18 protein-coding genes and 1 pseudogene are annotated in these 18,659 nt (G+C 66.1%); 16 read left to right on the top strand and 3 right to left on the bottom strand.

Annotated elements, in window-relative coordinates; translation table 11 throughout:
• Positions 1 to 8: 8 nt before the first annotated feature.
• Positions 9 to 1,334 (top strand): dicarboxylate/amino acid:cation symporter, encoded by a 1,326-nt coding sequence (locus ABDZ95_RS11400; protein ID WP_343793801.1) that lies wholly within the window; start codon positions 9 to 11, stop codon positions 1,332 to 1,334.
• Positions 1,335 to 1,362: 28 nt separating this feature from the next.
• Here ABDZ95_RS11400 and ABDZ95_RS11395 read toward each other — a convergent pair whose 3' ends face one another.
• Entirely contained in the window at positions 1,363 to 1,953 is a 591-nt protein-coding gene (locus ABDZ95_RS11395) for a 2'-5' RNA ligase family protein (protein WP_343793798.1), read from the bottom strand.
• A 63-nt stretch (positions 1,954 to 2,016) separates the two neighbouring features.
• On the opposite strand from ABDZ95_RS11395, the gene ABDZ95_RS11390 reads away from it, so the two are divergent.
• Both ABDZ95_RS11390 and ABDZ95_RS11385 read left to right on the top strand, forming a co-directional pair.
• Positions 2,017 to 2,727, top strand: coding sequence for an RlmE family RNA methyltransferase (locus tag ABDZ95_RS11390; RefSeq protein WP_343793796.1), 711 nt, complete (start codon positions 2,017 to 2,019; stop codon positions 2,725 to 2,727).
• The gene (locus ABDZ95_RS11385; protein ID WP_343793794.1) at positions 2,724 to 3,737 is read left to right on the top strand and encodes a hypothetical protein; all 1,014 of its coding nucleotides are present in this window, start codon (positions 2,724 to 2,726) and stop codon (positions 3,735 to 3,737) included. The genes ABDZ95_RS11390 and ABDZ95_RS11385 overlap by 4 nt, the downstream gene beginning before the upstream one ends.
• A gap of 7 nt (positions 3,738 to 3,744) precedes the next feature.
• Here ABDZ95_RS11385 and ABDZ95_RS11380 read toward each other — a convergent pair whose 3' ends face one another.
• Positions 3,745 to 4,305: a DUF2061 domain-containing protein gene (locus tag ABDZ95_RS11380; protein WP_343793792.1), complete on the bottom strand. Its 561-nt coding sequence runs from the start codon at positions 4,303 to 4,305 to the stop codon at positions 3,745 to 3,747.
• Between the two features lie 129 nt (positions 4,306 to 4,434).
• Here ABDZ95_RS11380 and guaB point away from each other — a divergent pair, with 129 nt between their 5' ends.
• From guaB to ABDZ95_RS11350, 6 genes are all read left to right on the top strand, one after another.
• Positions 4,435 to 5,892, top strand: a complete 1,458-nt coding sequence (gene guaB / locus ABDZ95_RS11375; protein ID WP_343793790.1) for an IMP dehydrogenase — start codon at positions 4,435 to 4,437, stop codon at positions 5,890 to 5,892.
• A gap of 17 nt (positions 5,893 to 5,909) precedes the next feature.
• On the top strand, positions 5,910 to 6,308 hold the full coding sequence (locus tag ABDZ95_RS11370) for an MAPEG family protein (RefSeq protein WP_343793788.1): 399 nt from the start codon (positions 5,910 to 5,912) through the stop codon (positions 6,306 to 6,308).
• A gap of 10 nt (positions 6,309 to 6,318) precedes the next feature.
• Positions 6,319 to 7,620 carry an RsmB/NOP family class I SAM-dependent RNA methyltransferase gene (locus tag ABDZ95_RS11365; RefSeq protein WP_343793785.1) on the top strand — a complete coding sequence of 434 codons (1,302 nt, stop codon included), beginning with the start codon at positions 6,319 to 6,321 and terminating at the stop codon, positions 7,618 to 7,620.
• Positions 7,617 to 8,327 carry a 5'-methylthioadenosine/S-adenosylhomocysteine nucleosidase gene (locus ABDZ95_RS11360; protein ID WP_343793783.1) on the top strand — a complete coding sequence of 237 codons (711 nt, stop codon included), beginning with the start codon at positions 7,617 to 7,619 and terminating at the stop codon, positions 8,325 to 8,327. The genes ABDZ95_RS11365 and ABDZ95_RS11360 overlap by 4 nt, the downstream gene beginning before the upstream one ends.
• A complete protein-coding gene (gene guaA / locus ABDZ95_RS11355; RefSeq protein ID WP_343793780.1) occupies positions 8,324 to 9,886 on the top strand; it encodes a glutamine-hydrolyzing GMP synthase in 1,563 nt (520 codons plus the stop codon). Before ABDZ95_RS11360 ends, guaA begins: the two co-directional genes overlap by 4 nt.
• Positions 9,887 to 10,175: 289 nt before the next feature.
• Positions 10,176 to 11,429, top strand: a complete 1,254-nt coding sequence (locus ABDZ95_RS11350; RefSeq protein ID WP_343793778.1) for a tyrosine-type recombinase/integrase — start codon at positions 10,176 to 10,178, stop codon at positions 11,427 to 11,429.
• Here the strand turns inward: ABDZ95_RS11350 and ABDZ95_RS11345 are convergent.
• Complete coding sequence (locus ABDZ95_RS11345; RefSeq protein WP_343793776.1) at positions 11,386 to 11,676, bottom strand: helix-turn-helix transcriptional regulator; 291 nt, start codon at positions 11,674 to 11,676, stop codon at positions 11,386 to 11,388. The two genes, ABDZ95_RS11350 and ABDZ95_RS11345, sit on opposite strands and share 44 nt — an antisense overlap.
• Before the next feature lie 173 nt (positions 11,677 to 11,849).
• On the opposite strand from ABDZ95_RS11345, the gene dinB reads away from it, so the two are divergent.
• The 7 genes and pseudogenes from dinB to ABDZ95_RS15340 form a co-directional block, all read left to right on the top strand.
• Entirely contained in the window at positions 11,850 to 12,926 is a 1,077-nt protein-coding gene (dinB, locus tag ABDZ95_RS11340) for a DNA polymerase IV (RefSeq protein ID WP_343794295.1), read from the top strand.
• The gene (locus ABDZ95_RS11335) at positions 12,926 to 13,516 is read left to right on the top strand and encodes an alpha-ketoglutarate-dependent dioxygenase AlkB (RefSeq protein WP_343793774.1); all 591 of its coding nucleotides are present in this window, start codon (positions 12,926 to 12,928) and stop codon (positions 13,514 to 13,516) included. The genes dinB and ABDZ95_RS11335 overlap by 1 nt, the downstream gene beginning before the upstream one ends.
• Before the next feature lie 137 nt (positions 13,517 to 13,653).
• Positions 13,654 to 14,664, top strand: a complete 1,011-nt coding sequence (locus ABDZ95_RS11330; RefSeq protein WP_343793772.1) for an ABC-three component system protein — start codon at positions 13,654 to 13,656, stop codon at positions 14,662 to 14,664.
• Positions 14,649 to 15,161: an ABC-three component system middle component 2 gene (locus ABDZ95_RS11325; protein WP_343793769.1), complete on the top strand. Its 513-nt coding sequence runs from the start codon at positions 14,649 to 14,651 to the stop codon at positions 15,159 to 15,161. Before ABDZ95_RS11330 ends, ABDZ95_RS11325 begins: the two co-directional genes overlap by 16 nt.
• Complete coding sequence (locus tag ABDZ95_RS11320) at positions 15,154 to 17,013, top strand: hypothetical protein (protein WP_343793766.1); 1,860 nt, start codon at positions 15,154 to 15,156, stop codon at positions 17,011 to 17,013. Before ABDZ95_RS11325 ends, ABDZ95_RS11320 begins: the two co-directional genes overlap by 8 nt.
• A gap of 178 nt (positions 17,014 to 17,191) precedes the next feature.
• On the top strand, positions 17,192 to 18,418 hold the full coding sequence (locus tag ABDZ95_RS11315) for a hypothetical protein (protein ID WP_343793764.1): 1,227 nt from the start codon (positions 17,192 to 17,194) through the stop codon (positions 18,416 to 18,418).
• Positions 18,418 to 18,531: pseudogene (locus ABDZ95_RS15340) on the top strand (SEC-C metal-binding domain-containing protein); the annotation flags it as partial. The gene ABDZ95_RS11315 and the pseudogene ABDZ95_RS15340, both read left to right, overlap by 1 nt.
• Positions 18,532 to 18,659 lie beyond the last annotated feature (128 nt).

The following is an 18,659-nucleotide window of genomic DNA, read 5'->3' as shown; positions in this document are numbered from 1 at the left end:
GGGGACGAATGGACACCACCACCACCAAACGCGGGCTGCCGCTTCACTGGATGATGCTGATCGGCTTCATCGTCGGTCTGGCCGGCGGCATGGCCGTCAATCTGCTGATCGGGCCCGAGACGGCCTGGGTCGTCTGGCTGACAGAGAACGTCACCGGGCCCGCCGGTCAGATCTTCCTGCGCCTGCTGTTCATGCTGGTGATCCCGCTGCTGTTCTCGGCGCTCGTCGTCGGCGTGGCCGAGATGGGCGACCTGAAGTCGCTGGGCCGCGCGGGCATCAAGACCCTGCTGCTGACCATCGTGGTGTCGGGCATCGCCGTCGTGATCGGTCTGGCCATGGTCAACATCTTCCGTCCCGGCGACGGCGTTGATCCCGAACTGGCCGCGCGACTGCTGGCCCAGGGCGCAGAGGGCGCCAACGCCATCGTCGGCAATGCGCCCGAGAGCGTGCAGTTCGGCCAGTTCTTCCTCGACCTGATCCCGTCGAATGTGTTCACCGCAGCCGCCGAGAACCAGATCCTGCCGGTGATGATCTTCGCCCTGTTCTTCGGCGTGGGTTTGGTGATGGCGAAGAGCCGCGCCACGGATCAGCTTCAGACGACCATCGAGGGCATCCTCGAGGTGACGATGAAGCTCATCAACACCGTCATCAAGCTGGCTCCGTATGCGATCGCCTGCCTGATGTTCAACCTCGCCGCCCTGTTCGGCTGGGACTTGCTGGTGCGTCTGGCCGCCTATGTCGGCGTCGCCGTCGGGGCCATGGCGATCCACATGTTCGTCGTCTATCCGCTGGTCGTCTGGCTGGCGGGCGGCATGAACCCGATCAAGTTCTTCCGCGGCGTGCGCGAGCCGATGGTGGTCGCCTTCTCGACCGCCTCGTCCAACGCCTCGCTGCCGGTGTCGCTGCGCGCCGCCGATGAGCAACTGGGCCTGCCGCGCAAGATCGCCCGCTTCGTCCTGACCGTCGGCGCCACCGCCAACCAGAACGGCACGGCGCTGTTCGAGGGCGTGACCGTCCTGTTCCTGGCGCAGTTCTTCAACATCGAGCTGTCGTTCACCCAGCAGATCATCGTCATGCTGGTCTGCATCCTCGGCGGTGTCGGCACCGCCGGCGTGCCTGCGGGCTCGCTGCCGGTGGTCGCGATGATCCTGGTCATGGTCGGCGTGCCGGCCGAGGGCATCGGTCTGATCCTTGGCGTCGACCGCTTCCTGGATATGTGCCGCACGACGCTGAACGTCACCGGCGATCTGGTGCTGGCCACCGTCGTGTCGCGCGGCGAGACCGATGCGTCGGTTCCTGCCGATCTGGAAGAGCCGACCGCCCCGGGGGTCTGACGCCGGAAGCCTGCGCTGGCCTTCGGGTTCAGCGCAGGGGCCAGCGGCCGAGGGTGTGATAGATCGACCGACCCACCTCGCTGTGGATCAGAACGAACTCCTCCGGCCGCCAGCCGATCGGCGGGATGGGGCGTTCCGGCAGACGTCGGTCGGCGTAGGACAGGGTCACATGCGGGTTGAAGTCCTGTCGCGACAGGGGCTTCACGCCGTGGCGGATGACGGCCTTCAGAAGTTCCGAGCGGAAGGCCTTCAGGGCGTCGAGACCCTCCGCGCCCGAGAGAATGTGTGGATACCGGCCGGGCGCGCCCGAGAAGCTGGTCTCACGATCGAAGATGACATCGAAAGCGGGCAGGGCGAGGCTTGCGCCCGCGTTGAGGGCCTCATCGACGATCCGTTGCGGCAGGGCGTTCTCGTAGTCGCCGATATGGATCAGGGTGATGTGCAGCCGGTCCTTGCGGATCGGCTGGCCTCGCAGGCCTTGTTCGCGCCGGGATTCTTCCAGAACCTCGACGGCGGCCTGGGCAGGCGTCTCGGGCAGCATCAGGCCGAAGAACAGACGCTCGATCGTCGCTTGCTTCGGCGCTTCGCCGGCCGGGGTTGAGAAGAGATCGTAAGTCATGCGCGTGGCTCCTGAACCTCATCAGTCTACCCACGCGGGCGTCGGGATGGCATAGCCCTGTCCATGTCCGACGAAGAGCCCAAGCCCGAACGCCGCCGCATGGTCCGTCCGCCCTCCGGCGGGACGGCGGCCGGGCGTGGCATGGGGACCAAGATGAAGACGGCGGACACCAAGTCGATGTCCAGCCAGCAGTGGATCAAACGGCAGCTGTCGGACAAATGGTCCGAGAAGGCGCGCGCCGAGGGCTGGCGCAGCCGGGCGGCGTTCAAGCTGATCGAGATTGACGACCGCTTCCGCCTGATCAAGCCAGGCAGCCGGGTCATCGACCTTGGCGCCGCGCCGGGCGGCTGGGTGCAGGTGGCGCTGGATCGCGGGGCCAAGGCGGTGGTGGGCGTGGACCTGCTGATGATCGAGCCGATCCCGGGCGCGGAGCTGATCCAGGCCGACTTCACCCATCCCGGCGTGGCCGAGCAGATGATGGATCTGTTGGGAGGGCAGCCGGATTTGGTGCTGTCTGACATGGCGCACAACACGGTCGGCCATCGCCAGACCGACCACCTGAAGATCATCGCCCTGATCGAGATCGCCGCCGATTTCGCGATCCGGACGCTGCGGCCGGGCGGAAATTTCGTCTCCAAGAATTTCCAGGGCGGGGACGCTGGCGGCGTGCTGGCCCGGCTGCGCGAGGAGTTCGAAACGGTGAAATACGTCAAGCCGGCCTCGAGCCGTAAGGACAGCGCGGAAGTCTTCCTCGTCGCGCTGAACAAGCGATGAGCGTCGCGGCGCTGGCCATCGCTGGCGTCCTTCAGGCAACCACGCCGCAAGCCGTGGCCTTGCCTCCGGTACGCGTGCCGGTCTCCGAACTGATCGGCGCAACGCCGGCCGAGGTGGCGGCCCGCATCGGGGCCGCGGACGTTGTAGCGGACGACGACGTCATCCGGATGCGCGACGGCGACCGGTCCCTGACCCTTTATCCGGCTGTGCGGTTCCAGCGGGCGTGGCCGCAGGGTGGCGTCTGCGTGACCGGGTTCCCGGAAGTTCCGCTGGCGGGCGAGCCGGACGCCAATCCGCGCTCCGAGCTGATGCGACGCGGCCGCGGCTGGTTTGTGTTCGAAAACAATCGGCTGATCGCGGTGCACCCGGAGACGCCTGTCCCTCGCCGTCCATCGGACGGCCGGCCGGCGACGCGGGAGTCGACGCAAGCCTTTGTCCTCGGGCCCCGGCCTCAATCCGTGATGACGGTCGAGATGGGGCGGCTGCCGCTTTCGGATGGCGCGCGCGTACTGGAAAGACTGCCGGCAGCGCCGGCCGACCTTTCGGTGACCAGCAACTGCGTCCAGCTTCCCGAACGAGCCCAGCCGCAGAGCGATGTCGGCATGGATGTCATCTGGGCCATGGTCGGGCTGACGGTGCTGCCCTTCGTACCGTTCCAGAAGGCCGAGGAGAGCCGGGCGGATCGCGAGGGCGGGGCGCTGCTGGACTCGGTGGAGCCGGGTTCGGTGCTACCGGGCGGGGCGGAGGCCTTCGTCGGGCGTCGCCGGGGCGTGCGGGTCTATCGCGACGCGGTCGATCCGGGCTTCGCCGTGATCGCGGTCCGTCTGGGCAATGGCGCGGACAATGTCGCCGATGTCGGCCTGCTTGGCGTGCGAGACGACCGGGTGGTGTGGGAGGTCCGACGCGACGCCGGACGCGCCAGCCTGGCGCCGCTGATATGCCGTGATGGCGAGAACCGGCCCAGCGACGACCGGCCCGGCTGCAACGACTACGGCTATCTGAGGCCCTGAGCGGGCGTCAGGCCTCGGCCAGCTTGGCGGCGCGGCGCTCGGCCTTGCGGGCCTCGATGCGGGTCCAGACGCGGTCGTGGACGGTGAAGAACACCGTCTGCACCAGCGGCTCGATGATGCCGATGGCCAAGGCCGTGCGGATGTTTCCGGTCAGGGCGTAGGCGACGGCGACCGCGACGGTGAAGTGCATCAGGCCGTAGGTGACCGTCTTGGCCGCGATCTGCCTGAATGAGCGGGGCAGGGCGTGGCTGTGGCCGTGGTGGCAGGCGGCGCCATGGGCGCGGGTCTGCTCCTCGGGCGTCATCATGCCGAGGCGGGCGGTGAAAGCCTCGGACGCCTCCTCGACGCCGGACAGCATCCGGCGCCGTTCGATCCGGTGCCAGACGCGGTCGTGGATCGAATAGGCAATGGTCTGGAAGAAGGGCTCGACGATGCCGACCGCCAACGCCATGCGCCAGTCGCGCGTGATGGCGAAGGCGACCAGGATGGCCACCACCAGGTGCATCACGCCATAGCTCGCGATCTTCAACGCGAGCTGGCGGGCCGTGGTGAGCAAGATGCGAACCATTCTCGCCAGATTGGGTGCAAAGCCTCGCGACGCAAGGCAATTTTTCTTATCAGTCCGATAGCGACGCCCAGCCCCTTGCGGTTCCGCCCCGGCTGCGGTTATACGCGGCCCGCAAAACGGAGACTCCTCATGGAGATACGCGAAGGGCTCACCTTCGACGATGTTTTGCTGGAACCCGGCCCGTCAGAGATCATGCCCGCGGATGCGGATGTCTCGACGAAGCTCACCCGCGACATCAAGCTGAACATCCCGCTGACCTCGTCGGCGATGGATACGGTCACCGAGGCGCGGCTCGCCATCGCCATGGCCCAGGCCGGCGGTCTGGGCGTGCTGCACCGGAACCTGTCCATCGAGGAGCAGGCCGATCACGTCCGGCAGGTGAAGCGCTACGAAAGCGGCATGGTGGTCAATCCGGTGACGGTGACCCCCGAAACGACGCTCGGCGAGGTTCGCCAGATCGTCGCCGCCCGCAAGATCAGCGGCTTCCCCGTCGTGGACCCGGCGACCGGCAAGCTGGTCGGCATGCTGACCAACCGGGACATGCGGTTCGAAAGTGACCTGAACCGCAAGGCCGCCGAGCTGATGACCACGGGTGATCTGGTCACGATGCGCGAAGGCGCAGGCCGGGATGCGGCGCGTGAGCTGCTGCGAACCCGCAAGATCGAACGCGTCATCGTCGTCGACGAGGATTACCGCGCGGTCGGCCTGGTCACTATGAAGGACATCGAGAAGGCGCAGGCCTTCCCGAACGCGGCCAAGGACGAGCAGGGGCGTCTGCTGGTCGGAGCGGCCTCGACGGTCGGGGATGCCGGCTTCGAGCGGGCCATGGCCTTGGCCGACGCCGGCGCGGACGTGGTGGTGATCGACACCGCCCACGGCCACTCCGCCCAGGTCGCCAAGGTCGTCGAGCGCATCAAGCGCGAGAACAACCGCCTGCAGATCATCGCCGGCAATATCGCGACCTATGACGCTGCACGCGCCCTGATCGACGCCGGCGCCGACGCGGTGAAGGTCGGCATCGGGCCGGGGTCGATCTGCACCACCCGCATCGTCGCGGGTGTGGGCGTGCCCCAACTGACCGCCATCATGGAGGCCGTCCGGGCCGCCCGCGAAAGCGGCGCGCCGGTTATCGCCGACGGCGGGATCAAATACTCGGGCGATCTGGCCAAGGCGATCGCCGCAGGCGCCAGCGTGGCCATGATGGGCTCGATGTTCGCGGGCACCGACGAAAGCCCCGGCGAGGTCTTCCTGTACCAGGGCCGGTCCTACAAGTCGTACCGCGGCATGGGTTCGGTGGGCGCCATGGGTGCGGGCTCGGCGGATCGCTACTTCCAGAAAGAGGTCGAGACCCAGAAGCTGGTGCCCGAGGGCATCGAGGGCCAGACGCCGTACAAGGGCCCGATCTCGCCGGTGCTGCACCAGATGGTGGGCGGTCTGCGTGCGGCCATGGGCTACGTCGGCGCCGCGACCATTCCGGAACTGCAGGAACGCGCCCGCTTCGTGCGCATCACCGGCGCCGGCCTGCGTGAGAGCCACGTCCATGACGTGATGATCACGCGGGAAGCGCCCAACTATCGTCAGGGCTGAGCCGGGGAGGGCAAGTCATGGATATGTCGCCTGAATTCATTCTGGTAGCGTTCACACTTGTCCTCGCCATTATCCAGATCGGTGCGGCGGGCATGGCCCGCACCGCCGAGCTGGGGGCGAAGTGGAACGCCGGTCCGCGCGACGGCGAAAACCAGCCGCCGGGCAAGCTGGCCGGTCGTCTGATCCGCGCCCAGGCCAATCTGTTCGAGACCCTGCCGATCTTCATCGGCGCGGTCGTCATCGCCAGCATCGAGGGCAAGTTCGGCGTGCTGACCTTCTGGGGTACGCACCTCTATTTCTTCGCCCGACTGATCTACGTCCCGCTTTACGCCTTCGGCGTGCCCTACATCCGCTCGCTGGTCTGGCTGGTCGGCCTCGCCGGCCTGCTGATGATCATCGCCGCCCTGTTCGTCTGAAAGTTTCGAGTTGACCCCAGCCGCCCGTCTCGCCGCCGCCGCTTCCGTCCTGGACTCCATCGCCCAGGGACGCCAGCCGGCCGAGGCTGTCCTGAAGGCGTGGGGCGCGGCGAACCGCTATGCCGGCTCCAAGGACCGTCGGGCCATTGCGGACCGGGTCTACAAGGTGCTGCGCGCCCGCGGACGTCTGGTCTGGGCTATGGGCGGGCGCGAGGACGGCCGGGCGCTGGTGATCGGCTCGCTGAGCCTGATCGACGCCCTGCCGCTGGAAGAGATCGAGGCCCTGCACTCGGGCGAGGGCTACGGCCCGCGTCCGCTGTCGAAGCAGGAAAGGGCCCGGATCACCGCCGGCGAGGGCGATCTGCCGGGCTGGGTCTCCGCCGGCCTGCCCGAGTTCGCGGTCGAGGATTTCAAGACGACCTTCGGCGAGCGCTGGACAGAGGAAGCGCGCGAACTGATGGCGCCGCGCGCGCCGATCGATCTGCGGGTGAACGCCCTGCTCACCACGGTCGCCGACGCGGAGGCGGCGCTGCACGAGGCCGGCCTGTCGCCGGAGCCGACGCCGTACTCGGCCTATGGCCTGCGTCTGGCCAGCGAGCCGCCGCCGAATGTGCAGGCGCTGGAGGCCTTCAAGGCCGGCCATATCGAGATCCAGGACGAGGGCAGCCAGATCGTGTCGTGGCTGGCTGGCGCGGCGCCGGGCATGACCACGGTCGACTATTGCGCTGGCGGCGGTGGCAAGACGCTGGCGCTCGCGCAGGCGATGCAGGCGCAGGGCACGCTGGTGGCCTGTGATGTGGTGCAGAAGCGTCTGGACAACATCCGTCCGCGCCTGACCCGGGCGGGCGTGGCGGCTGACCTGTGCCTGATCGGCCAGAACGGCGGCGGGGTCGAGGACCTGAACGGACAGGCCGATCTGGTCTTCGTCGATGCGCCGTGCAGCGGTTCGGGCACCTGGCGTCGCCGGCCGGAGGACGCGTGGCGTCTGACGGCCGAAGAGGTCGAGCGCCTGCACCTGCTGCAGGTCCGCATCCTCGGGCAGGCGTCCCAGCTGGTGAAGCCGGGCGGGCGTCTGGTCTATGTGACCTGTTCGATGCTGAGCCGCGAGAACGAGGCCAGCGTGGACGCCTTCGAGGCGACGCACTCCGATTTTACGCCGGTGGCGATCGCGCAGGCGCTGGGCGACAGCGGCCTGACCGACGCGGCGCGCACCGAACTGGCGGCGAAGGCCGACGGACACCGCTTGCGCCTGTCGCCGGCCTGCACCGGCACCGACGGCTTCTTCGTCGCCGTCTACGAGAGGGCGGCGTGAGCGGGGGCGTGACCCTGTACCGCTGCGGCCCGACTTCCGTCCTGTGCGTCATGGCTGCGCCCGCCGAGTACGGCGCGGCGCTGCGGGCGCGCATCCAGCCCCTGATGACGGGCATCGGCCCGGTCGAGGCCGCCGTTTCGCTGACCGCGGCGCTCGCCCGGCTGGAGGCGGCGGGCGAGCTGCCCGACGCAATCGTGTCACTGGGCTCGTGCGGCTCGCGCGATCTGGAGCATGCGGCGGTCTGTCAGGCTTCGTCGGTCGGCTATCGCGACATGGATGCCAGTCCGCTGGGCTTCGAGAAGGGCGTCACGCCGCTGCTGAACCTGCCGGCGGTGATCCCACTGCCTTGCCCGATCCCCGGCGTGCCGATGGCGCGGCTGTCGACGGGCGGCGATGTGATCTCCGGCGCGGCCTATGACCGGATCGACGCCGAGATGGTCGACATGGAGACGTATGCCCTGCTGCGCTCGGCCCAGACCTTCGGCGTGCCATTGATCGCCCTGCGTGGCGTCAGCGATGGCAAGTCGGAGCTGACGAAGCTGGAGGACTGGACCTCCACCCTGCACCACGTCGACGCCAGTCTGGCCGACGCGTGGGACCGGCTTGTCGCCGTGCTGCAGGAGAGGGGGCTGGACGCCCTTGATCCCGCCGCTCCGACCCTTCAAGACCCCGCCTGTTTCTCCCGCCCGGAATCGCTCACGCCATGACCACTCAAGCCGCCCACCAGAAGGTCCTGATCGTCGACTTCGGCAGCCAGGTGACGCAGCTGATCGCGCGCCGCCTGCGCGAGGCGAGCGTCTATTGCGAGATCCACCCCTACGCGAAGGCCGAGGCCGCGATGGCGGCGATGAAGCCGGCGGCGATCATTCTGTCGGGCGGTCCGGAAAGCGTGCACGAGGAGGGCAGCCCCCGCGCGCCGCAGTCGGTGTTCGAGGCCGGCGTGCCGGTGCTGGGCATCTGCTACGGCGAGATGACCATCTGCGAACAGCTGGGCGGCAAGGTCGAGGGCGGTCACAATCGCGAGTTCGGCCGTGCCGAGATCACCGTGCGCAAGGATTCGCCCCTGCTGGCCGGGCTGGCCGCGGTCGGCGAGGACGAGACGGTCTGGATGAGCCACGGCGACAAGATCGTCGCCATTCCGGAAGGCTTCGAGGTGGTCGCCACCTCGGAGGGCTCGCCTTATGCGGTCATCGCCGATGAGGCGCGCCGCTTCTACGGCGTCCAATTCCACCCGGAGGTGATGCATACGCCGCGCGGCCACCAGATGCTGAAGAACTTCACCCACGGCATCGCCGGGCTGAAGGGCGACTGGACCATGGCGGCCTATCGCGACGAGAAGATCGCCCAGATCCGCGAGCAGGTCGGCGACGCCAGGGTCATCTGTGGCCTGTCTGGCGGCGTCGATAGCTCGGTCGCGGCGGTGCTGATCCACGAGGCCATCGGCGACCAGCTGACCTGCGTGTTCGTGGATACCGGGCTGCTTCGCAAGGACGAGGCCAAACAGGTCACGACCCTGTTCCGGGATCACTACAACATCCCGCTGATCCACGTTGATGCCTCGAAGGAATTTCTTGGCGAGCTGGCCGGCCAGTCGGATCCGGAGACGAAGCGCAAGACCATCGGCCGGGTCTTCATCGAGATCTTCGATCGCGAGGCCGCCAAGATCGAGGGCGCCGAGTTCCTGGCGCAGGGCACCCTGTACCCGGACGTGATCGAGAGCGTCTCGTCGTCCAGCGGCAAGGCCCACGTCATCAAGAGCCACCACAACGTCGGTGGCCTGCCGGACTACATGAAGCTGAAGCTGGTCGAGCCGCTGCGCGAGCTGTTCAAGGACGAGGTCCGGGCGCTCGGTCGCGAGCTGGGCCTGACCGAGGCCTTCGTCGGTCGCCACCCGTTCCCCGGACCGGGCCTGGCCATCCGCATCCCCGGCGAGATCACGCCGGAGGCCGTCGAGACCCTGCAACAAGCGGACGCCATCTATCTGGACGAAATCCGCAAGGCCGGCCTCTACGACGACATCTGGCAGGCCTTCGCCGTGCTGCTGCCGGTCAAGACGGTCGGCGTGATGGGCGACGCCCGCACCTACGAGAAGGTGCTGGCCCTCCGTGCGGTCAGCTCGACCGACGGCATGACCGCCGACTTCTACCAGTTCCCGTGGGAGATGCTGGGCCGCACCGCGACCCGCATTATCAACGAGGTCCGCGGCGTGAACCGCGTCGTCTACGACGTCACCTCCAAGCCGCCCGGGACCATCGAGTGGGAATGATTCAGGGTCTTCTGAATCTTTCCAGAGCGCTTCCGAAAGCCGCGCTAAAACGCTGTCTTATAAGATAAATGATTTCGCAGCCTCTCGATACCTTTCGAGGGGCTGCTTTCGTCTGCGTCGGTCCCGCTGACGGTCCCGCAGCCATTGCCCGGCCGGACTCCGCTCCATACCGTCAGAAGGCCGAAAGGGTCCTGACGGTCTTTTTTTTAGCCAAGCGACGGATTTGGCTAAGGAAAATGATCCCGAAAGACCTCGAAAGCGCCTGACGGTCTTTTGGAGTCAAAACGGCATGCTTACAGACGCCGCATTGCGAAATATTCGCCCAAAATCAAAATCTTATAAAATGACCGACAGGGACGGTCTGTACCTGCTGATTTCGCCCAAGGGCGGCATCGCCTTCAAGTACGACTACCGCTTCAACGGGCGGCGGGAATCCGTCACCCTGGGCACCTATGGTCCGGCGGGCCTATCGCTCGCCAAGGCCCGCGAGAAGGTCATCGACGCCAAGCGGATGATCGCCGAAGGCGTCTCGCCCGCGCTGGAGAAGCAGCGGGCCAAGCGGCGCCTGCAGCAGGCGCGGAGCTTCGAGCATGTGGCCCAGCGGTGGATGGATCATGCGCCGATGGCGGACAGCACCCGCAACATGCGGCGGTCCATCTTCAACCGGGAAATCCTGCCGCAATGGCGCAACCGGCTGCTGAACGAGATCACGCCCAACGACCTTCGCGCCCATTGCAAGACCATCGTCGAGCGGGGCGCGCCGGCGACGGCCGTCCACGTCCGCGACATCGTCAAACAGATCTACGCCTACGCCATCCTGCACGGCGAGAAGATCGACAATCCGGCCGACGGGGTCGGGCCGGCCTCCATCGCCACCTTCCGGCCGCGCGACCGGTCGCTATCGCCGACGGAGATCCGGATCGCGCTGAACCTGCTGGGGGAGGTGGCGACCCTGCCGACGATCCGCCTCGGCCTGAAGTTCATCCTGCTGAGCATGGTCCGGAAGAGCGAGCTCCAGGACGGGGTCTGGGACGAGGTCGATTTCGAGAACGCCGTCTGGTCGATACCGAAGGAGCGGATGAAGCGGTCGCGGCCGCATAACGTCTACCTCTCGACCCAGATGCTCGACATCCTGATCGCGTTGAAGACCTGCGCCGGGAACTCTCGCTACATCCTGCCGTCCCGCTATGACGCCGATGCGCCGATGTCGCGGGCCACCTTCAACCGGGTGACGACGGCGATCGCCGAACGGTCGCGGGAGCGGGACCTGCCGCTGGAGCCATTCACGGTTCACGACCTGCGGCGGACGGCCTCCACGCTGCTGCACGAGATGGGCTTTAACTCGGACTGGATCGAGAAATGCCTCGCCCACGAGGAGCGGTCCTCTCGCGGGGTCTACAACAAGGCCGAGTTCGAGGCTCAGCGCCGACACATGGCCCAGGAGTGGTCAAACGCCGTGGACGCCTGGGAGGCGGGGCGAGCGTTCACGCCCGTACTCGTCATCCCGGAGACGGCCGGTCCTCGTTTCGATCCGCGGCTCTGACCGGTCGGCTGACCCGCTTGCGGACGTCGGGCGGTGGCGCCCGACGGATCGGCTTGGCCCGGCGAAGGGCCAGCCAGGCCTCGACCTCGGCCAGGTCCCAGACGACGCAGCGCGGCGTCAACAGGAACCGCCGTGGGAACTGGCCGCGCTGCTCCATCTCCCAGATGGTGCTGTCGGCCAACGGCACCATCTGACGGAGTTGCGGCTTCTTGATCGTGCGCTTCAGCGGCGGGTCGGCCTGGGCCATCGGTCTCTCCTGGCGTTGCGACTCGATGGAATCCGAAAGAGGGCGAGGCCGCCATGCGCAGGTTTGCCCACGGCGATGCCCGTCCGGCTCCCTACGGGTTGCCGGGATCGGCCACCGTCCCGGGCGGCGACTATCGTGTTCACTTTCTGTTCCAGCCTTGCTATGTCGAAGGCATGACCGACGGGCCGGTTCGCAAGATCATTCACGTCGACATGGACGCCTTCTTCGCGTCGGTCGAACAGCGCGACGACCCGGCCTTGCGCGGACGTCCGGTGGCGGTGGGATACGCCGCCCAACGCGGCGTGGTGGCGGCGGCCAGCTATGAGGCGCGGGTCTTCGGCGTGCGGTCCGCCATGCCGTCGACCACGGCCTTGCGGCAGTGTCCCGACCTCGTCTTCGTCCCGCCCCGGTTCGAGGTCTATCGCGCCGTCTCGAAGCAGATCCAAGCGATCTTCGCGGACTACACGTCTCTGGTAGAGCCGCTGTCCCTGGACGAGGCCTATCTCGACGTCACCGAAAACCTGCGCGGCCTGCCGACCGCCTCGGAGACCGCCGTCGAGATCCGGGGCCGCGTCTTGGAGGAGACCGGGCTGACCGCATCAGCCGGGATTTCCTACAACAAGTTCCTGGCCAAGCTGGCCTCCGACCAGCGCAAGCCGAACGGCCAGTTCGTCGTGCCGCCCGGACGAGGGGAGGCCTTCGTCGAAACCTTGCCGGTGAAACGCTTTCACGGGGTAGGGCCGGTGACCGCCGCCAAGATGAGCCGGCTGGGCATCGAGACCGGCGAGGACCTGCGGCGTCAGTCGCTCGCCTTCCTCCAACAGCACTTCGGCAAGTCCGGTCCCTGGTACTACGCCATCTCGCGAGGCGAGGATCATCGCGCGGTGAACCCCAACCGCGAACGCAAGTCATCCGGATCGGAGACGACCTTCGGTAGTGACCTGACTGATCCCTCGGCGATCGAAGCCGGCGTCATCGCCATGGCGGGCGATGTCTGGGGCTGGTGCGAGAAATCGGACGCCTACGGACGCACGGTGACGGTGAAGGTCAAATGGGCCGACTTCCAGCAGTCGACGCGCAGCCGCTCCTTCCCAGAGCCGGTGACGTCCAAGGAGCGGCTGGAGGAGATCAGTCTCCTGCTGGTCCGATCTCTCTATCCGCCCGCCAAAGGCATCCGCCTGGTCGGCGTCAGCCTGTCCAATTTCAAGGCGCCGGCGGCCTCGGCGTCCGACCAGCTCGCCCTGGCCTGATGGGCGTGCAGGCAGACCTCTTCAGCGAGCCGGTCCCCGCCGGCCCCGCCGCCCCGGACGGATTCCGCTACTGGCCTGATCTCCTTTCAGAGGGCGAGCAGGCGAGGGTGGTGCGCGCGCTGCAGGCCTTGTCCTTCAAGCCCTACGAGCACCTCGGCTATCTCGGCAATCGCCGCATCGCCGCGTTCGGACAGCGCTACGATCAGGCGAGTCAGACGTTGGAGTCGGCTGAGCACTGGCCAGCCTTCCTGCAGGAGCTGCTAGGCCAGTTGACCGACTGGGCCGGTCTGCCGGCGCAGGACTTCGTTCAGGCCCTTGTCAACGAGTACCAACCCGGCGCCGGGATCGGCTGGCACAGGGACCGGCCCGTGTATGGTCGGATCCTCGGGGTCTCGCTGCTGTCGCCCTGCACCATGCGTCTCAGACAGAAGCGCGGCGACGGCTGGACGCGAGCCGGCGCGCCGCTGGCGCCGGGGTCCGCTTATCTGCTGTCGGGCGAGGTGCGGCAGGACTGGGAGCACTCGATCACGCCGATGACCGCGCTGCGCTATTCGATCACGTTTCGGACGCTGGCGTGCCCAGCGCCGTGATCCCAGCATATCAGGCGGAGCGATCGCTAGGAGACGGCAGCCTCCAGATTGGTGTCTTACGCGAGGATTGCTGTGGTCCTCGCGTATGGGTAGCGTTCGCAGGCGGGAGAGACTCGCTCGGGGAAGTTCTCCAAGCCATGGTGGCAACGTACGATCGACAGCTGCTGGCCTTGACGGCGACGGACCTGGAAAAGTTCGTTCGCGACTGGGCGCTTGAGAAGAAGGCAGGCTACTTCAAGGTCGAGGTGTTCAGCGGCTCTGGTGATCGAGGCCGAGACGTCGTGGGTTTCGTCGATCAGACGCTTCATGAGGGCGACTGGGACAACTTCCAGTGCAAGCAATACGGCAAGACGCTTCCGACCGCCTCGGCCTTCCATGAGATCGGCAAGATTCTCTACTACGCGAGCCTGGGTGAATTCACCCCGCCTCGGACCTTGTCGTTCGTCGCGCCAAAGGGTGTGAATCGGAACCTGCAGCGCCTCCTGTTCAAACCGATCGAGTTCAAACAAGCCTTCATCGCGGGCTGGGACGAGTATTGCGAGAACACCATTATCGACGGCGCCAGCGTGCCTCTGACGCCGGAGTTGACGGCCTTCATCGAAGCCTATGACTTCTCTCGTATTGGCCGCATCGGCCTGGATGACCTTCTCGGCGATCCCGCCGCCAAGCCGGTGCTCTATAAATGGTTCGGCGCCGATCCCGGGCCGGCGCCGTTGGGGGCCACGCCTGATGCCGTCCAGGAGGATGAGCTCCCTTACATCGGCCAACTGCTCGCAGCGTACTCCGAGCGCGCCGGCGCGCCCATCGCGGATCATCAGTCCGCAGCCAGCCACCCACAGTTTGGAACCCATCTGGCTCGGCAGCGCGAACGCTTCTACGACGCCGACGCCTTCAAACGATTTTATCGCGACAACACCGACGCGGCCGCGATCGAGACGTTCGAAAGCGACATCTTTCATGGGGTGGCTGACACCTGCGATGGACCTCACGCCGATGCGCTCGGACGGGCTGATGCCGTGATGTCTCAAGCAGCGGCCGTTCAGCCGAGCGGCATCCTTGCTCAACATTCCCGGGTGAAGGCGAAGCAGGGGATTTGCCACCACTTCGCCAATGAAGCGGAGCCGAGGCTGCGATGGCAGAAGCCATGAGCGCCGCCGCGGCTACCTTGTTCAACAGCCCGCTCGAAACCGGCGTGAGGGCGATCGTGGTCCTGAACGCGGCCTATCCCCGCGCGTTTGATGTCACCGAGATCGCCTGGTTCGATCATCTCATCGTTCACACCGGCGATATCGGTGGACCGCAGAGCCTCCATCCCGATGTACCGCAACGGAGCGGTGAACTGCTCGTGCGCCGTCGGTTGGTGGAAGACAGCCTGTTGGCGATGCGCCGGCTTCATCTGGTGGAGTTCGTACCCGACGGCGATGCTGGTTTACTCTATCGGGCGAGCGAGGAAGCTGTGGGCGTGATCGAGTTGATGCGTTCGCCCTATTCCACCGCCTTGAGAGAAAGAGCCGAATGGCTCGCTTCCAATGTACTCTCGCGGTCCCGACTGGAACTGGAGCAACTGGTTGCCGAGCGTATCGGGCGCTGGCGGATCGAATTCCATGGCGGCGACGTCGCCAGCGAAACTAGCGCTCATGTCTGACCGGATCGTTCTGCGCAGCTTAACCTTCACCGGCCCGGACAAGGCGTCGGCGGCTCTGACGTTCGGCGACAAGCTGACTCTGATCTGGGGTGCGTCCAACACGGGCAAGTCATTCACCCTGAAGGCGCTGGACTTCATGTTCGGCGGCTCAAAGGCGCTTCCAGACATCAACGAACGGCAAGGCTACGACACCGCCTGGCTGGCGCTCACACTCCCGAAAGAGGGTGACGTAACACTGTCGCGCGCTCTGAGCGGTGGGGCCTTCTCGCTTCACCAGGGACACGTCACCGCGCCCGTCGCCGGAGAGACCACTCGGACCCTGCAGCCAAAACATGACGCCGTTTCAGACGGAAATCTGTCAGCGCTGCTTCTGACGGAGGTCGGACTGCGCGGCAAGGAAGTCGCCACCAATGCGTTTGGCCAGAAACGGCCTCTGAGTTTCCGCGATCTGGGCCTGATCTATCTGGTCGATGAAACGAGCATCCAGATCGAACGATCGCCGATCGAAGGGGGGCAGCGTGACGCCCGAACAACCGAGCGAAGCGTCTTCCGGCTCTTGCTGACGGGTCTGGACGACAGCGCGATCGTGGCCGTTGAGGATCCAAAGACCTTCAACGCCGCCAAACAGGTTCGGCTTGAGGTCGTCGACGATATGATCGCCGGGATCGAGGCCACGATCGAGGCGGACTATCCGGACACCGAAGATCTCTTGGGCCAGCTCAAACGATTGGAAGGATCCATTGATGCGGCGAGCGCGAGCTTCGCCGCTCTGCAGACCTCGATCCGCGGCCTCATGGCCGAGAAGCAGACGTTGGCGCGCGCCATTCCGGATGCGGCGAGCCGGCTCGACGAAGTGAACCTGCACATCGACCGCTTTGAACAGCTTCAGGAGGTGTACGCCTCCGACGTCGCCAGACTTGAGGCCCTGGAAGAGGCGGGCTTCCTGCTGAACCTGTCCGCCGAACGGCAATGCCCGTTGTGCGGAGCACCGCCGGACGCTCAGGTTCATGCCCATGACCATCAGGACATTGCGTTGGTGAGAGAAGCGGCTCTGGTAGAGATCGCCAAGATCCGCCGACAGTCGGAGGATCTGGCTAGCACACTAGCCACCCTCCGCGATGAGCAATCGCTTCTCGGTGACGAACTGCCCCGCCTGACGGAGCGGCTTGGCAAACTAGAGGCCGATATCTCCGACCTGACGCCCCAGGCTGCTCAGTCCCAATCGGACCTCGGTCAGATCGTGGCGGCGCGGGACAAGGCTCAACGCGGCCTCGCCCTTCTGACGCAGCGCGAAGAGCTTACGCGACGTCGTGACGGGTACGAGGGCGCTAAGGCGACGCCCAAGGCGGACAGACCTGTATTGGGCGTCGCTGGCAGCATCACCCATGAGTTCGCCCAGATCGTCAGCGGCGTGCTCGAGCAATGGGGCTTCCCCGGCGAGCACCACGTCTCGTTTGACGACGAGACCTACGATCTGAAGATTGACGGCAAGGCTCGCGTGGCCAACGGCAAGGGCGTTCGCGCCGTCACCCATGCTGCGTTCAAGGTCGCCCTGCTGTTGTTCTGCAGGGAAAAGGGCCTGCCTCATCCGGGCTTCCTTGTTCTGGACACGCCGCTTCTGACCTATCGCGATCCACTGAAGACCCCGAAGTTCGGAGAACTCGAGGACGACGAGCGCGCGCTGGCGGCGACATCGCTTAAGGACCGCTTCTTCGATCACCTCGCTTCGCTGGAGATCGACGCCCAATTCATCATTCTGGAGAATGTCGATCCCCCGGACGGACTGGAAACTCGGGCGCACCTGGAAGTCTTCTCCGGTGGCGACGGGCGACGAGGGCTGTTCCCCATCTAGCCGCTGCTGTTGGCCCGTCTGAACGCCGCCAGCTTGCGTGTGGATTGAGTCCTGCGCCTGCTCATAGACCGCCTCGGTTTCGGGAGCGCTTGGGAACGGTTACCGTCGTCTCATGCTGGATTTCCGGAAGCCGCAGGCGTTTTTGGGCCGCCTCTCGAGAGGCGGGGACCATCATGACGTGGCGTTCAAGCTCACCCTGACCCCGTCCGGATCGCTCGTCTTCAACTTCGAGGAACTGGCCTTCACTAGGGCTACCGCCTGGCTGCGCGACCCCGACGACCGCGGTGAGACGGTGTCGTACTTCAGCTTGGTCGCGCGGTCGGGCGAGGTGACGCTAACGACGGATCATCTGCACCTCAACGCCCCCGTTCATGACGATCAGGAGGGGTCTTATCTCGCCTTGAAGGGGCAGGCCCAGCTGGCGACCCTGACAGCCTCTCGGAGGCACGAGGAGCCGTTCCTACGTATGGGATTGCGGGCGTTTCAGGGTTTCGGCCGGCACCAGGTCGAGACGGCTCTCGGAACGATCTATGTCGGCGGCGGCCCCGCCAAGCCCGTCGACGACAAGATTTCGGGGTTCATAACCATCGTCGCGCCGTCCGCCGTCGCCGATCTTCCAGCCTGGCGGACTGAGGCGGGGCGGCTGCTGGAATACCTCAGGCTCATGACGAGCTTCGCAGCGGGCCGGAATCTCAAGGGCCCGACCCTGGAGTACGCGAGCGGCACGGAGTGGACGCTCGAAGTTCTCGAGCAGGCCGGCGGGGGCGATACCCATCAGCCCGTCATCCATTTCCTCAACCAACAGGCCTTCGTGCGCGCAGCCGTCGACGCCTGGTTTTCACCGGTGTTCAAGGTCGAGCAGCTGATGTTCGCCCTCGAATGGTACGTCATGGCCGCGGGTTACACGGAGATGCGGCTGGTTCAGGCCATGACCGTTCTCGAGAACCTGAGCCATGCCAACCTGACGTCTCGCCAGAGCCATTTTCTCTCGCCGACGCAGTTCAAACGGCTCTCGACCGCCATGCGGACTGCGGCTCCAGTGGCTCAAGGCGATCCTGACCTTGAAGCGCTATTGACGGCCCTGCCGGGTAAGATGGCGGACCTGAATCGCCGGCCGCTGAAAGACAAGGTCAGGCTGCTTATGAAGCAGTGGAATGTCCCGGTCGCTGATCTCAATCTCGAGGCGCTGGATCGTGCAGTGAACGTCCGAAACGAGATCGTGCACCGGGGCCACTATCGCGCCGACGCGCCACGATCCTCGGTAGGATCGGGACTCTGGCCTCACGTGCAGTTCGTCCGGGAGATCATCGCTCGGATCGTGTTCGCGATGATCGCTTATGACGGCCAGCGGATCGGCTGGATCGGCGGCTATCACCTGACAACCTATCCGCCCTCGGAGGTCTGATGGCGGCCCGGCGTTGGATCACTCCGCCCCAGGATCAATGGGATTTCCCCTGGACGCGCAGCGACAGCTGTCCCTGCGATAGCGGGAAGCCGTTCGGCGACTGTTGTCTGAGGTCCGACGGGCGGCCCCATCTGAAGCTGGGTCCAATCCAACCGACGCCGCCGGCCACCGGCTATGCCCACCCCAGATGCTATCTCAACCGGTCCTGCGACTGCTCGCGCACCATCAGCCGGGAGCATTA

The sequence above is a fragment of the Brevundimonas kwangchunensis genome, from assembly GCF_039523815.1.
Taxonomy (GTDB): domain Bacteria; phylum Pseudomonadota; class Alphaproteobacteria; order Caulobacterales; family Caulobacteraceae; genus Brevundimonas; species Brevundimonas kwangchunensis.
This window is presented reverse-complemented; position numbering and strand designations above follow the sequence as displayed.